This window comes from Pseudomonas sp. AFG_SD02_1510_Pfu_092 (genome assembly GCF_003331055.1).
Taxonomy (GTDB): domain Bacteria; phylum Pseudomonadota; class Gammaproteobacteria; order Pseudomonadales; family Pseudomonadaceae; genus Aquipseudomonas.
Genome location: NZ_PUQD01000013.1, coordinates 55,181 through 69,416 on the forward strand (window position 1 = coordinate 55,181; position 14,236 = coordinate 69,416).

16 protein-coding genes are annotated in these 14,236 nt (G+C 64.2%); 3 read left to right on the plus strand and 13 right to left on the minus strand.

The window, feature by feature from the left end; genetic code table 11:
• The first annotated feature begins 152 nt into the window (after positions 1-152).
• Entirely contained in the window at positions 153-590 is a 438-nt protein-coding gene (locus C6A77_RS08685) for a CBS domain-containing protein (RefSeq protein ID WP_114169082.1), read from the plus strand.
• Positions 591-596: 6 nt separating this feature from the next.
• On the opposite strand, the gene C6A77_RS08690 is transcribed toward C6A77_RS08685, so the two are convergent.
• From C6A77_RS08690 to C6A77_RS08710, 5 genes are all read right to left on the minus strand, one after another.
• Positions 597-1,235, minus strand: a complete 639-nt coding sequence (locus tag C6A77_RS08690; protein WP_114169083.1) for an NADH:ubiquinone oxidoreductase subunit N — start codon at positions 1,233-1,235, stop codon at positions 597-599.
• 69 nt (positions 1,236-1,304) lie between these two features.
• Positions 1,305-1,547: a DUF2789 domain-containing protein gene (locus C6A77_RS08695; RefSeq protein ID WP_114169084.1), complete on the minus strand. Its 243-nt coding sequence runs from the start codon at positions 1,545-1,547 to the stop codon at positions 1,305-1,307.
• A 60-nt stretch (positions 1,548-1,607) separates the two neighbouring features.
• The gene (locus tag C6A77_RS08700; RefSeq protein ID WP_114169085.1) at positions 1,608-2,066 is read right to left on the minus strand and encodes a YbaK/EbsC family protein; all 459 of its coding nucleotides are present in this window, start codon (positions 2,064-2,066) and stop codon (positions 1,608-1,610) included.
• A gap of 204 nt (positions 2,067-2,270) precedes the next feature.
• Positions 2,271-2,903, minus strand: coding sequence for a LysE family transporter (locus C6A77_RS08705; RefSeq protein WP_114169086.1), 633 nt, complete (start codon positions 2,901-2,903; stop codon positions 2,271-2,273).
• Positions 2,904-2,987: 84 nt separating this feature from the next.
• Complete coding sequence (locus C6A77_RS08710; RefSeq protein WP_114169087.1) at positions 2,988-4,898, minus strand: ATP-binding cassette domain-containing protein; 1,911 nt, start codon at positions 4,896-4,898, stop codon at positions 2,988-2,990.
• A gap of 50 nt (positions 4,899-4,948) precedes the next feature.
• Between C6A77_RS08710 and C6A77_RS08715 the strand changes: the two genes are divergently transcribed.
• On the plus strand, positions 4,949-5,431 hold the full coding sequence (locus C6A77_RS08715) for a TIGR02444 family protein (protein WP_114169088.1): 483 nt from the start codon (positions 4,949-4,951) through the stop codon (positions 5,429-5,431).
• Here C6A77_RS08715 and C6A77_RS08720 read toward each other — a convergent pair.
• Positions 5,407-6,471 carry an AlgP family protein gene (locus tag C6A77_RS08720; RefSeq protein ID WP_114169089.1) on the minus strand — a complete coding sequence of 355 codons (1,065 nt, stop codon included), beginning with the start codon at positions 6,469-6,471 and terminating at the stop codon, positions 5,407-5,409. The genes C6A77_RS08715 and C6A77_RS08720 overlap by 25 nt on opposite strands.
• Before the next feature lie 382 nt (positions 6,472-6,853).
• On the opposite strand from C6A77_RS08720, the gene C6A77_RS08725 reads away from it, so the two are divergent.
• Positions 6,854-7,492: an FKBP-type peptidyl-prolyl cis-trans isomerase gene (locus C6A77_RS08725; protein ID WP_114169090.1), complete on the plus strand. Its 639-nt coding sequence runs from the start codon at positions 6,854-6,856 to the stop codon at positions 7,490-7,492.
• A gap of 9 nt (positions 7,493-7,501) precedes the next feature.
• Here the strand turns inward: C6A77_RS08725 and rsd are convergent, their stop codons facing one another.
• The 7 genes from rsd to C6A77_RS08755 all read right to left on the minus strand — a co-directional run bounded on the left by rsd (position 7,502) and on the right by C6A77_RS08755 (position 13,955).
• On the minus strand, positions 7,502-7,972 hold the full coding sequence (gene rsd / locus C6A77_RS08730; protein WP_114169091.1) for a sigma D regulator: 471 nt from the start codon (positions 7,970-7,972) through the stop codon (positions 7,502-7,504).
• Between the two features lie 230 nt (positions 7,973-8,202).
• A complete protein-coding gene (locus C6A77_RS08735; protein WP_114169092.1) occupies positions 8,203-8,709 on the minus strand; it encodes a disulfide bond formation protein B in 507 nt (168 codons plus the stop codon).
• Positions 8,710-8,931: 222 nt separating this feature from the next.
• Positions 8,932-10,170 (minus strand): heme biosynthesis protein HemY, encoded by a 1,239-nt coding sequence (locus C6A77_RS08740; protein WP_114169093.1) that lies wholly within the window; start codon positions 10,168-10,170, stop codon positions 8,932-8,934.
• Complete coding sequence (locus tag C6A77_RS25945) at positions 10,167-11,264, minus strand: uroporphyrinogen-III C-methyltransferase (protein WP_241507400.1); 1,098 nt, start codon at positions 11,262-11,264, stop codon at positions 10,167-10,169. The genes C6A77_RS08740 and C6A77_RS25945 overlap by 4 nt, the downstream gene beginning before the upstream one ends.
• Before the next feature lie 45 nt (positions 11,265-11,309).
• The gene (locus tag C6A77_RS25950) at positions 11,310-12,077 is read right to left on the minus strand and encodes a uroporphyrinogen-III synthase (protein ID WP_241507401.1); all 768 of its coding nucleotides are present in this window, start codon (positions 12,075-12,077) and stop codon (positions 11,310-11,312) included.
• Complete coding sequence (gene hemC, locus C6A77_RS08750; RefSeq protein ID WP_114169094.1) at positions 12,074-13,015, minus strand: hydroxymethylbilane synthase; 942 nt, start codon at positions 13,013-13,015, stop codon at positions 12,074-12,076. The genes C6A77_RS25950 and hemC overlap by 4 nt, the downstream gene beginning before the upstream one ends.
• Positions 13,016-13,211: 196 nt before the next feature.
• Entirely contained in the window at positions 13,212-13,955 is a 744-nt protein-coding gene (locus tag C6A77_RS08755) for a LytTR family DNA-binding domain-containing protein (RefSeq protein WP_114169095.1), read from the minus strand.
• Positions 13,956-14,236: the final 281 nt, after the last annotated feature.

A 14,236-nucleotide genomic window follows, 5' to 3' on the forward strand; every position in this document is an offset into this window, starting at 1 on the left:
AGCGGCTTTAGCCGCGAAGAGGCCGGTACAGGCCCCCCCTTCATGACGTTTTTCAATCGACTCCATGCCGTTTCCTGCATTGCCGTGCAGAGCGCCGTACCGGATGCTTTAGTTACTCCGAGACAGCGCACTTTTCACCCGCAGAGGCCCGTATGAAGACCGTCGAACAAATCCTCAAGACCAAGTCCCAGCACCAGACCGTATACACCATCGGCCCGGATGACTCGGTGCTCGACGCCCTGAAAATGCTGGCGGAGAAAAACGTCGGTGCGCTGCCCGTGGTCGAGGGCAACGAAGTGGTCGGTATCGTCAGTGAACGGGACTACGCACGCAAACTGGTACTCAAAGGCCGCTCGTCCGCCGCGACGCCCGTGCGCGAGATCATGAGTGCACCGGTGGTCACCGTGGAACCGAAACAGAACCTCGAGTACTGCATGAACCTGATGACCAACCGCCATCTGCGCCACCTACCGGTGGTCAGCAACGGCGAGCTGCTCGGGCTGCTGTCGATCGGCGACCTGGTCAAGGAAACCATCGCCGAACAGGCCAGCCTGATCGTCAAACTGGAGCAGTACATCCGCGGCGAATGACGCGCTTCAATGGTATGCGCGCTCCAGCTCGTCCAGTTGATGGTCGAAGCTGCGCAGGCGCGCCGACCAGGTGTACACCAACACTTCCAGATCGCGGTTGAGCACGGCGGTATTGCCGTGGCCGCTGTGGGTAGGTTCGCCCAGGTCCAGCTGGTAGCGTTCACGGGCCATGGCCTGGGCCACGCTGGACAGGTCGCGGGCATTGGCCAGCCAGTGATGGTGGTGGTCATGAATCTCGCGGTCGAGTAGCCGGCACTGGCGTTTCAACGCGTCCAGGCTCTGCTCCAGCGGTGTGCCCCTGAGTTCGCCCATGACTTCTTCGAACGTGCGCCCCGAATGCCAGTAACTGCCCCAGAAATAGCGATCGAACACCGTTTCGACGCGGCGCAGCGCGACCTTGGTGTTCCAGATGGTCAGCAACGTTCGCCCCTGCACCACTTCGCGCTTGTTCAGGTGCAGCTGCTGCCAGGCGATCCAGGTCAGCGCCACCAGCACCACCGCCACAGTGACAGCCGCAGCCGCATACAGGAAATGCACGGCCTGGTTCATCTGTTGCGTGTGCCTGATGCCGTAGAAGTAACTGGCCGTCAGCGTGCCCAGGATCGTCACGGAGCACCAGAAACCCGGTGCATAGGGATCTTTCATCGCGCTATCCCCTTGTTGTTTTCCTGAGCATAGCAACGGCCAATCACTCGTCAGGCACCGCTCGGCGCTTTATTTCTTGGGTAGGTGCAGCGCCTCGTTCAGTTGGTCGATCATCGGGATCCAGTCGTCATCGGCAATGTACTTTTCTTTCAGGAATGCGCGTTGTGAATCGTTCCAGAAAGGCGCATCAACCAGCTTCACATCGTCGTCCAGCGGCGAATGGGTGGTGATGAAACGGTCGATTTCGACCGGATCGTCCGGCAACCCCAGCTGTTGGAAAATCTCCGACAAAGGATGAATCGGCTTATCCATGGTTCCTCCTCGTCGCCGGGCCGGTCATCGACGATGCCAGCCCGGCATGGGTTGAGAGCATCAGCTGAGCTCACGCACTTCGGCGCGCGGCACCAGCTTCAGGTACTGCTCCATGCTCATGTGAATCAGATGATCGTGATCACCTGCCTCCAGATAGACATCGCCTTGGCGGGTAAGACTCGAATCAAGCAGCATCTTTATCTGGTAGGCCTCGCCCAGCGCCGGCACGGCACCGCGCTCGCAGTCGCCGAACAGGCTCGGCAGGCCGCTTTCCCGGGTCAGTTGCCAGGCCCCGGACATGCGCACCTTGGTCATGTCCAGATGCCGGTTGGCCGGTAACACGGCCATGAGGTAGTTGCCACGGCGGTCATCGAGCATTACCGACTTGGCGACGCGCTCGGCGGGCACGCCGGCCGTGCGGGCCGACTCCAGGCTGGTGGCCGAACGGGGATGGGGAATGATGTCGTAGTCGCAGTTGGCCTTGTTCAGGCGATCCTGCAGGGTCTTTGCCATACGCATGATGCACCTCCGGTTTCGCCCCCAATGTTCAATTCTAGGCCCGCTGGTAGCAGGCAGCGCTGAACGCGTGCAATAAAAGCAGTGGGGAATCTTCCCCTATGGGAGCGGGCAAGCGCGCGAAGCAGGCGACGCGGTGGATGGCACCGGCTGCGCCGGTGTTCGCGGCCACGGCCGCTCCCACAGGGATCGCGCCAGCTTTATCTATCAGATCGGCGCGCGGCGCAGGGTCGCGAGGAAGGTGGCAGCACCCAGGAACAAACCGGCAAAGGTCCGGTTCAGACGCTTCTGCTGCTTGGGCGTACGCAACATGCGCAACACCCGCGCGGCCAAGCCGGTGTACCCGGCCATCACCAACATGTCCACGCTGACCATGGTGACGGTGATCGCCACATACTGCGGCAGCAGCGGCTGATGCGGGTTGATGAACTGCGGCAGTACCGCCAGCATGAACACCAGCGCCTTGGGGTTGCTGACATTGACCAGGAAGCCACGGAACACCAGGCTCAGCGGCTTGCCGATAGGGCGTACCGCGGACTCGTCGCTCATGTCCATGGGCAGGGCACGCCACTGCTTGTAGGCCAGGTAGACGAGGTAGGCGACGCCGAACCATTTGATGATCTGGAAGGCTGTGGCCGAGGCCGCCAGAATGGCACCGACGCCGGCGGCGATGATGGCGATCTGCACGATCAGGCCCAGTTGCAGGCCCAGGGCGTTCCAGTAACCACGCCAGAAGCCGTACTGCAGGCCGCTGGACATCGAAGCAATCGCCCCCGCGCCGGGTGAAAGGCTGATCACCCAACAGGCGGCAAAGAAGCCCAACCACACTTCCATCGACATCACACACCTCGCTCGAACATATGTTGCAAAACGTTAAGCTAAGGCGTTGGCGAAAAAATCACCAGTAATTTCTGCAGCATTCGATCAAGACAACGCCTCGAGTTCGGCCTGCATGTTTTCCAGGGTTTCCAGCGCTTCCATCCAGGTTTCTTCCAGCTCGCCTTCACGCTGCTTGAGCTTGCTCTGACGCGCCAGCAGGTCACGCAGCTCGTCCTTGCGCGAAGCATCGTAGAGGCCGCCATCACCCAGCGCGGTCTCGATCTCGGCCAGTTGCGCGTGCACCTGGTTGAGTTCGGTTTCCAGCTTGTCGGCCGCCTTCTTGTGCGGCGCCAGTTGCTGGCGCAAGGCTGCCGCAGCCTGGCGCTGGGCCTTCTTGTCGGTCTTGTCCGGGTTGGCCGAGGCAGTACTGGCCGGCGCGCTGCGCTGACGGTACTCGACCAACCAGCGGCTGTAGTCGTCGAGGTCGCCATCGAAAGTGTCGACCTTGCCGTCGGCGACCAGCAGGAAATCATCGGTGGTGCTCTTGAGCAGGTGACGGTCGTGCGACACCACCACCACGGCACCGGCGAACTCCTGCAACGCCATGGTCAGCGCCAGGCGCATTTCCAGGTCTAGGTGGTTGGTCGGTTCGTCGAGCAGCAACAGGTTTGGCCGTTCCCAGGCAATCAGCGCCAACGCCAGACGGGCCTTTTCGCCGCCGGAGAAGTTCACCACCGGCTCGTCGACGCGGTCGCCGTGGAAGTCGAAGCCGCCGAGGAAGTCGCGCAGCGTCTGCTCGCGCTCGGTGGGGGCGATGCGCTGCAGGTGCAGCAGCGGGCTGGCCTTGTCGTCCAGCGAGTCCAGCTGGTGCTGCGCGAAGTAACCCACGGCCAGGTTCTCACCCCGGACCAGGCGGCCTGACAGCGGTTCGAGTTCGCCCGCAAGGTTCTTGATCAGGGTCGATTTGCCTGCACCGTTGGGGCCCAGCAAACCAATGCGCGCACCCGGGGTGAGCTGCAGCTTGACCTTGTCGAGGATGACCTTGTCGGCGTAACCCAGGCGGCCTTCGGACAGGCTCAGCAACGGGCTGGAGATTTTCTGCGATTCGCGGAAGACGAAGTCGAACGGCGAATCGACATGCGCCGCCGACAGCTCCTCCATGCGCTCCAGGGCCTTGATCCGGCTCTGTGCCTGGCGCGCCTTGGTGGCCTGGGCCTTGAAGCGGGCAATGTACTTTTCCATGTGCGCGCGCTGCGCCTGCTGCTTCTCGTAGGCCTGTTGCTGTTGCGCCAGGCGCTCGGCACGGGTGCGCTCGAAGGCGCTGTAGCCGCCCTTGTACAGGTTCAGCTTGCGCTGCTCGACGTGCAGCACATGGTCGACCACGGCGTCGAGGAAGTCGCGGTCGTGGGAGATCAGCAACAACGTGCCGGGGTAGCCCTTGAGCCAGTCCTCCAGCCACAGGATCGCATCCAGGTCCAGGTGGTTGGTGGGCTCGTCGAGCAACAGCAGGTCGGACGGGCACATCAGCGCCTGGGCCAGGTTCAGACGCATGCGCCAGCCACCGGAGAAGTCGCCGACGCGGCGGTCCATCTGCTCGTTGGTGAAGCCCAGCCCAGCCAGCAACTTGCGGGCGCGGGCGTCGGCGGTATAGCCATCGGCGCTTTCCAGCTCACTGTGCAGGCGCGCCAGGGCAGTGCCGTCGTGGGCCTGCTCGGCGGCAGCCAACTCAGCCTGAACCTTGCGCAGACGCGCGTCGCCGTCGAGCACATAGTCCACGGCCAGGCGGTCGAGGGTATCGACCTCCTGGCGCATGTGGGCGATGCGCCAGTCGCCGGGCAACTGGCAATCGCCGCCATCGGGCGACAGCTCACCGCGCAGCAAGGCGAACAGGCTGGATTTTCCGGCACCGTTGGCGCCGATCAGGCCGGCCTTGTGACCGGCGTGCAGGGTCATCTCGGCGCCTTCTAGCAAGCGCTGCGGACCACGCTGTAAAGTGAGGTTGGATAGTCTGATCATGATGGTCGCGGAGTCTACCAGCTTCCTTGGCCCATAGCGCGAGTTGAACCATGCACACCGACCTGTGGAATCACGCCCTGGCCCTGTACGCCAGGCCCGGCGTGGAAGCCGCCTGCCTCGACCTTCAGGCGCTGGGTGGCGATGTCTGCCTGCTGCTGTGCGCAACCTGGCTGCAGGCGCGTGGCGTGGCCGTGCGTGACGAGTACCTGCAGGCATTGCGCGAGGTTGCCGAGCCCTGGCAGCGTGAAGTGGTCAGCCCGTTACGCAACTTGCGCCAACAGTGGCGGGCAGCCGCGCAAGGTGATGCGCAGCTGGCGCCGTTACGTGAGCAATTGAAGGGTTTGGAACTACAGGCCGAGAAGGCATTGCTGACGCGCTTGCAGGAACGCGCGTGGCAGTGGCCCGCAGGCTCCCATGAGCCCACGAGCGACTGGCTGAGCCGGCTGGCGCCGGACCAGGCCCGCCACCACGACGCGCTGATCAGGTTGCGCGTCGCGGCGGCGGCGCTTCAGGACGCCGAAGACGGTGTCTGAGCCGAGGTGCTGGCCGGTGCCGATGGCGCTACCGAAGCGGCCGGGGTCGCCGAGTTGGTTGTGGCGGCCGGAGTGCTGGCGGCGGGCGTAGCCGGTTTGGCTTCGGCTGGCTTGCTGGCAACAGGCTTGGCGGCTGCTGGCTTGGCGGCCGAACGCGCTGGGGCTTTGGCGGCAGCTGGTTTCGTCGCTGGCTTGGCTGCGGCAGTGGCTTTGGCGGCTGGTTTGGCTGCAGGTTTTGCAGCAGCAGTGGCCTTGGCAGCTGGTTTGGCTGCAGGTTTGGCAGCAGCTGTGGTTTTGGCCGCAGGCTTGGCCGCAGGCTTGGCCGCAGCAGTAGCCTTGGCTGCCGGTTTGGCTGCAGCGGTGGTTTTGGCAGCTGGCTTCGCTGCAGGCTTGGCAGCGGCAGTGGCTTTGGCGGCTGGCTTGGCTGCAGGTTTCGCGGCAGCAGTGGCCTTGGCAGCTGGTTTGGCTGCAGGTTTGGCAGCAGCAGTGGCTTTGGCGGCTGGCTTGGCTGCAGGTTTGGCAGTAGCGGTGGTTTTAGCAGCTGGCTTGGCTGCAGGTTTTGCCGCAACCGCTCGGGTAGCGGGTTTCGCGGCTGCCGGTTTGCTGGTCTTGGCCGCACGCTGGTCAAGCGCCTTGGCTGCACGCTGGTCAAGCGCCTTGGCTGCAGCTTCGCGCACCTTGCCGACACCCTGGGCCAGCTTCAGGCTGTCCTGGGCATCGCGCTTGAGTTGCTGGATATAAGTACGCGTCTGGGTTTGACGCTCCTTGAGCGAATCGAGCAGTTCTTCAAGTTCGCCAATGGCTTTTTGCGCCTTGCCCTGCGCTTTGGCTTTACCGGCCTTGGCCGCGTCTTGCAGTTTCAGGCGACCGTTGTGCAGTTTTTCCTGGGCCTTGACTCGCTGCTTTTCCAACTTGGCCAGCAGTTTTTCCGCATCAGCCAGCGCTTGCGAGCAGGCCTCTTCCAAATGTTCGAGCAGGCTGCCCGAAAGTTGCTGGAGCAGGTGTAACGGCGTACTTACTGGCTTCTTCTTGGCCGACATGGTTTACCTCCTGGCTGACGAGATTGCGGCTCATACTATGCTTCTGCTGCTACCGCCGCTAGGGCATGTTGACAGTATTGTTTACGCCGCGTTGCATGCCTGGGCAAAGTTGTTATCGTGCAGCTCCGAGCAAGTGTAGTTGCTGAATAAATCATTGCTGATATTTGGCATTTATCTACAGGCCACTATCGCCTTGTGGGAGCGGCCTTGTGTCGCGAAAGGGCCGCATCGCGGCCCCCGGATTCTAGCGTCGCCGTAAATATCGCGGGGCTGCTCTGCAGCCCTATCGCGACACAAGGCCGCTCCCACAAGGTCTATGAAAAGGCCGATACAAGTAGTGAACACTGGCATACTTCCACGCTCATTGGCGCAGGAACTGACCATGCCTCGATTTCTTGTTTTAGGTTTATGCCTGCTGGCGCCTCTTGCCCTGGCCGACAGCGACGAACACGACCTGGCTTACAGCCTCGGCGCCAGCCTGGGTGAACGGCTGCGCCAGGATATGCCGGGCCTGCAGCTGGATGCGCTGGTAGAAGGCCTGCGCCAGTCCTACCAGGGGCAACCGCTGAAACTCGACAAGGCACGCATGCAGGCCTTGCTTCAGGAGCAGGAAGCGCAGGAAGGCGATGCAGCCATGCAGAAGCTGCAAGCTGCCGAAACACGTTTCCTGGCCAACGAGCGTGCCCGTCATGGCATGCACGAATTACCAGAGGGCGTGCTCTACAGCGAACTGCAGGCTGGTACGGGCGCGCAAGCCAAAGCCGGCGGCAAGGTGCAAGTGCGCTATGTCGGCAGGCTGCCGGATGGCTCGGTGTTCGACCAGAACCAGACGCCCCAGTGGTTCAACCTGGACTCGGTGATCGAAGGCTGGCAGGTGGCCCTGCCGCGGATGCACGCCGGCGCCAAATGGCGCCTGGTGATCCCGTCGGCACAAGCCTATGGTGCCGAGGGCGCAGGTGACCTGATCGCACCCTACACACCCTTGGTGTTCGAGATCGAGCTGCTGGCGGTTGGCGACTGACGCCAACCCTCAAGCCTGGACGGCGTCTACTTCCTTGTGCGCGTTGTGCAGTACCTCGATCAGGCAGTCTTCCAGTTCGAAGCGCTCGTGCAACAGGCCGCCCAGCTTGCCCAGTTTTTCGGCAAAGCGTTCGGTGTCCTTGCACTCGCCCTTTGCGCAATGGTCATTGAAGGCCAGTGCGATCTGCGTGATGTCGCTGAGTCGTGGGTTGATCTCTTCGGCCAGCTTCAGCGCCTTTTCGTCATCGAAAGCCTTGGCCTCGCTGACCAACTGCTCGCAGACTTCGAAATGCCACGCCGAAACGTAATCGACAAGGAGTGCGCAAAAGTCCCCATGCGTGTCCTTGTCGGCGAAGGCCGGCTTGGCATCGCGCAACGCGCGGAAAGCCTGCACCAGGTCCTGGCGCTCCTTCAGCCAGCGATCGATCAGCTTGTGAACCCCACCCCAGCGTTCCTGAGCGTTCTGACAACTATCGAGCATGGCGATCTCTTCCCTTCTGGGTAGATGCCGCTGCACCTCGCACCACGACCATGCAGCACAAAGGTGACATCAGCAGGCGGCATCGAGCAGTTGTGTTTTCGGTATGCGTGCTGGGAGATTATTCCCGCACGGGCTGGCCTTCAAGGTATGCAGCAGACAAAGTTCATACAAGTGTTTAATACCCTGTTACTTGGCCATTGGTCGTGCCAATGGCCGAAACTTGCGCCAGGTCATGTTCTTGCCACGGTGCGGAAACGATACGCCAACAGGCAGCTCAAGGGCAGCACCGCCAGCAGCAGGAACGCCAGCAGGCTCCACTCAGGCAGGGTCAGGTCGAGAAAACTCCAGGCCAGCGCGTTGCAATCCGGGCCGCCGAACAGCAGCTGCCGAGCCGCCTCGCCCCAGGATTGCTCGATCAGCCGGCCGATAGGCACCGGGCACACCGGCAAGGCGCCATCGGCCCCCTGCAGCCACACATGGCGTGCGGCAAGCGTCGCCCCGGCCAGCGCACAGCCCAGCGTCGCCCGTGCGTAACAGCGAATGCCCGCCGTACCCGGTGCGTGTAGCACCGCCGCCAGGCACAGCAGGGCGTACAGCCCCAGCAGCAGGCGCTGGCTGAAGCACAACGGGCACGGCACCAGCCCCAGCACGTTTTCCAGGTGGAAGGACGCGGCCAGTACCGCCAGTGCAGCGAGGCAGGCAGGTAGGTAAAAGGTGCGCAAACGGGCCGGCAGCATGGGCGGTGAAGGTCCGGGGGCAATGAAGTGGCTTGAAACGGTAGAGGAAAGACGCGCTTTGTTTCAAGGCGCGACAGCAGCGACAAGTCGCTGAATAGCGAAGGAAATTTCCAGCGGTGCAGTAGGAAACGTCTGAAGAAATGGACTGCAGATCAAACTTACATCGATAGAAAAGTTACCCGCCCCCGAAGCCCGCACCTTGGCGCGGGCCCTGGGGTAGGGTCAGGCGCGGACGCCTTCCGGCAATGGCAGGGCCAGCAGGCGCTCATCCAGCAGGCCGAGGCCTTCCTGGAACAACTGGTTGCTGCGCTCGGTCTCGCCAAGCCCGGCGAGCAGGCGCGCCAGCTCGGCGCAGGCCTCTGGGTTGCGCTCCATGCGCAGGCTGCTTTCCAGGTAGTCGCGTGCCTTGCCCCACAGCCGGTTCTGCAGGCTCAGGCGGCCCAAAGTCAGCAACAGGCTGGCGTCTTGTGGGTGATCCTTGAGCCACCCTTCGGCAGTCTGCAGCTGGCGCGCCGGGTCATCGCCGCGCACCAGGCCGTACAGGCGGGCCAGGTGGCTTTCGTAGTCACGCTTGAGGGCAGTGCGCAGCACCTGTTCGGCTTCGCTCTGGGCCCCCACCTGGCGCAGTTGCTCAGCGTAAGCCAGCACCAGTTGTGGCTCCTGGCGTTGAGCCGCGGTCAGTTGCTGCCAGGCGCGCTCCAGCGCCTGGCGGGCGCTTTGCGCGTCCTCGCCACGGGTGCTGGCCAGGCTCAGGTTCTGGCCCCAGGCACGTTGCTCGAGGGCCGCCAGTTCGGCAGCTGGCAGCACCTTGTGCTTGCGCAGGTCGGGCAGCAGGCGAATCAGTGCCGACCAGTCGCCGCGCTCCAGATACAGGCGCTGCAGCAGGCGCAGCACCTGGCTGTTGTGCGGGTGGCGCTCCTGCATGGCCAGCAGGGTTTCCAGCGCCCCATCGCTTTCGCCACGGTCCATCTGCAACTGCGCATGGGTCAGGGCGATGGCCAGTTCCGCTTGCGGCTGGCGCTCCAGGGCACGCTCCAGCAGGTTGTCGCTGTCTTCGGTACGGCCTTGCTCGTTAGCCGCACGCGCGGCACCGAGGTAGAACAGCAGCGGCTGGCGTTCAGCCTCGGCAGCCCGATGCAGGTGGCGCTGGGCACTGGCCCAGCGACCCTCGGCGAGGTCCAGCTGGCCTTGCTCGATGGCCAGGCGAATACGCCGGCTGCGGTTACGCCGCGACCACGGGTTGACCACGCCGCTGGAGGTCAGCACCAGGCCAACCAGATAGCGCAGCAGCCACAGCAGCGCGACCACGGCCAGCAGGCCGGCCAGCGCTGCCCACAACCCCGACTGGTAGCGGAAGCTGCCATAGGAAATCAGCACGTAGCCGCTGTGTTTGGCGACCGCGATGCCCAGCGCCGCGGCGAGCACAATCGCCAGCACCGCCAGCAAGTAGACGCGCTTCATGGTTTGCCCCCTTCGGCCTCGGCCGGCAGGTGACGGCGCTGGATGTAAGCCTGCACTGCCGCCAGGCTTTGGCTGAGGTCGGGAGTAACCACCGACACCGGTTGCTCGGCCAGTGCGTTGAGGCTGTCGAGCATGGCCTTGCTTTGCGGGTTGTCGGCATTGAAGTTGGCCAGCAGCACGCTGCGGGCGTCATCCAGCGCCTGGGTGTAGACCTTGGCGTCGCCATTGAGCGCCGCCCACTGGGCCTGCTCGATGGTCAGGCTCAGGGCCAGGCGCAGCTGGTTCAGTTGCTGCCCGGCGAGCAGCGGACGCACGTTGTCATCGGCGTTGAAGTCGATCTGGAAGTATTTGGAAATCTCCGCCCACCATTGCGACAGGCGACTGGCGCCATCACCGTCGGCGGTCAGGGCCCCCAGGGCATCGGCATTGCTGTCGAATTCCGGCGACTGGGCGCTGAGTTGCTGCACCAGTTCGCGCTGTGCGGCCAGCTTCAGAAACAGCCCGGTGCGGTCCGGTTGCTGGGTGCTGTTGAGCGTGGCCAGGCTGCGCGCCAACTGCTCACGGGCGGCGAAGGCACCCGGGTCGCTCTGCTCGCGCAGGATCTCGTCGGCGCCCTCGACCAGCGCCTTGGCACTGGTGATGTCCTGCAAGGCCGACAGGCGCAGGGTGGCCAGGCGCAGCAAGTGCTCGGCTTCCGCCAGGCGCCATTCCTTGCGGCTTTCGCCCAGCACGGTTTCCAGGCGCTGGCTCAGGCGTTGCTGGTCGCCTTGCAACTGCGCCACCAGGCGGCGGCGGTCTTCCAGCTCGCTGGCCGCCGGCAGGCTGGCCAGTTGCGCGCTGATCTGCTGTTCACGCTGCTGCAGGGCCTCGGCGCGCTGGTTCAGCGCCTCGATGTGCTGGCCCTGGTCGAATTCGCTGCCCTGCAGTTGACGTACCTGCCAGACACCCCAGCCACCTACCGCAACCCCGGCCGCGCCCAACAGCAGGGCCAGCGTTGCCAGGCCACTGCCGGAGCGCTTGGCAGGTGGGGTGACGGGCTCCGCCGGCGCCTGTGCCGACGGTTGATCGTTATTGGACAAGACAGTCTCGCTCACGTATCCATCCTTTGCATGGGGGCGCATCGCGTTCAGCTTAGCGCCTTAAGAGGCAGGTGCAGCGCTGCGCTGCACGGCTGCCAGCAAGGCCGCGGCACTGGCGCCACGGCAATCCACAACCTGTTGGGCCCCGGCGGCCCTGGCCTGCTCGGCAACCCGCGGGCTGGGCACGAACAGCGGCAGCCGCGCCAGCTGCGGCCAATCGGCGCCGGCCAGCTGCTGCAAGTGCTCGAAACCCTGCCCACTGCTGACCACCAGGCCATTGAGGCGTTCCGCTTCGATGCGGCGCATCAGCGTGCCTGCCGGGTAAGCCGGCAGGCAGCGACGATACAGTTCCAGATAATCGACACTAGCACCTTGCTGTGCAAGACGCTCTGCCAGCAGTTCGCGACCTCCGAGGCCACGCACGATCAGCACCCGTGGCGCCGGCCCGGCCACTGCCTGGCGCAGGGCCGGCAGCGCGAGCAGGGCCTCGCTGTCATCGCCACGCGGCGGAACGTTCACCGCCAGGCCCGCCGCTTGCAGCACTGCGGCAGTCGCCTCGCCTACGGTGAACCAGCCTTGCCGGGGTGGCTGCAGGCCAGCCAGGGCCAATTGCTCGAGCAACAACCTGGCCGCCGGTTTGCTGACCACGATGATCGCCTGAAAGTCCTGCAAGCCCTCCAGCAACGGGCGTTGCCGGTTATCCACAGCGATCGGCTCAATCGCCAGCAGCGGCAGGCAGCTGCTGCCCACCCCCGCTGCCGCCAGGCTTTGCGCCAGTGCCGCACAGTCCTCGGCAGGGCGGGTCAGCAACAGGCGCCATGGGCTCACGGGTGGCCGGCCTCGCCGTAGACTTCCTTGAGGATGGCCTCGGCGCCCTGGCCGAGCAGGTCTTCGGCCACCTGCACGCCGAGGGTTTCGGCGGCCGCGCGAGGTGCGCGGGCATCGGCCACCAGCAGCATGCCGCCGCTGGGCTGGCCGACCAGGCCGCGCAGCCACAGCTGGTCGCCTTCGAGCACCGCGTAGCAGGCGATCGGCACCTGGCAGCCGCCATTCAGGCGTTTGTTCAGGGCGCGTTCGGCCACCACCCGGTCGGCCGTGTCGGCATGGTGCAACGGCGCCAGCAGCGCGTGGATCTCACGGTCGGCGCTGCGGCATTCGATGCCCACCGCGCCCTGGCCGCCAGCCGGCAGGCTGTCATCGACGCTGATGGTGGAAGTGATGCGCTCTTCGAAACCGAGGCGGATCAGGCCGGCGGCAGCGAGGATGATGGCGTCGTACTCACCGGCATCGAGCTTGGCCAGGCGGGTGTTGACGTTGCCGCGCAGAAAGCGGATTTGCAGGTCCGGGCGGCGCGCCAGCAACTGGGCCTGGCGGCGCAGGCTGGAGGTGCCGACGATGCTGCCGGCCGGCAGCGCGTCGAGGCTGGCGAAGCGGTTGGAGACGAACGCGTCGCGCGGGTCTTCACGCTCGCAGATGCAGTACAGGCCCAGGCCTTCGGGGAAGTCCATGGGCACGTCCTTCATCGAATGCACGGCGATGTCGGCTTCGTTGTCCAGCAGGGCGGTTTCCAGTTCCTTGACGAACAGGCCCTTGCCGCCGATTTTCGCCAGCGGCGCGTCGAGCAGCTTGTCGCCACGGCTGACCATGGGCACCAGGGTCACCAGCAGACCGGGGTGGGCCTGCTCGAGGCGGGCTTTGACGTATTCGGCCTGCCACAAGGCCAAGGCACTTTTACGGGTGGCAATGCGGATTTCGCGAGTGGACATGAAACGCCCCGATCCAGAGAAATGCTGCCGATGATAACAGCATCGCCGGTATCGCTAGCAGATGTGGATCAGCATAGGGCCCTTCGCGGGTAAACCCGCTCCCACAGGGTCATCACTGCCTTCAGACCGGCACCGTACCTGTGGGAGCGGCTTTAGCCGCGAACAAGGGCGCAGCCCTTGCCAAGAGGGCGTCGAGTCAGAGGGTTTGCATCATCTTGCGCACGCCGGCCACATGGCGCCGGCTCACGGTCAGGGCGTCACCGTCGAGGCCTTTCAGGTACAGCTGAAAATGCCCCAGCGGGGTGCGCTGCAGGCGTTCGATACGCTCCCGGGCGACCAACGCGTTACGGTGGATACGCACGAAGCGTTCGCCAAACTCGTCTTCCAGGGCCTTGAGCGGCTCATCGAGCAGCACTTCCCCGGCCTCATGGCGCAAGGTCACGTATTTGTGGTCGGCAATGAAATAGATCACCTGGGGCAAAGGGATCAGCTCGATGCCTTTGCGCGTGCGGGCACTGATGTGGCTACGCGGGCCGCCACCTTCGTTGGCCGGCCGGGTGAGCGCCGCCAGCTGGGTGCGGTTGGGTCTTTCGGCCTTGCGCAAAGCATCGCGCAGGGCCTGGGCCTGGAACGGCTTGGTCACATGGCTGAGGGTACTGTCCTTGAAAGCCTCGGCACCGTATTCATCATCCCCGGTGCAAAACACCACCGCCGGCGGCGCTTCGCGCTCGCACAGGCGAGCGGCAACCTGCAGGCCATCCAGGCCAGGCATGCCGATGTCCAGCAGGACCACATCGGGCTTCAGGCTGTCGATCAGCGCCAAGGCCTCCTCGCCGTTGGTGGCGCTAGGCTCCAGCACGGTGTAGCCCTCCAGTTCGCCGAGCAGCCGGCTGAGGCGCTCACGGCCTTGGGGTTCGTCATCAACGATCAGGACATTCATAGTTGCGCTGGATTCCTGAATGAGTCTCGCACAGGTATAGCGTAGACAGGTGGGGTTCGAGCGACACAAGGTCACGCTCTAGACCGGTGCGATGGCCAAAGATTCACTCCGACGGCAGATTCACTGCCCGTCCTCTGTCCAACTGTAGACGGTCCGTGGAACACTGCCGTTCATTCCTTGAAATCGTTCGCCAGCATTTTCCGGGCATTTCTCTCGACCAGCGCCCTGCGGCGGCCAGCCCAACCCTGCTATCATCGGCGCCACTTTTTCGTTCACGCCTG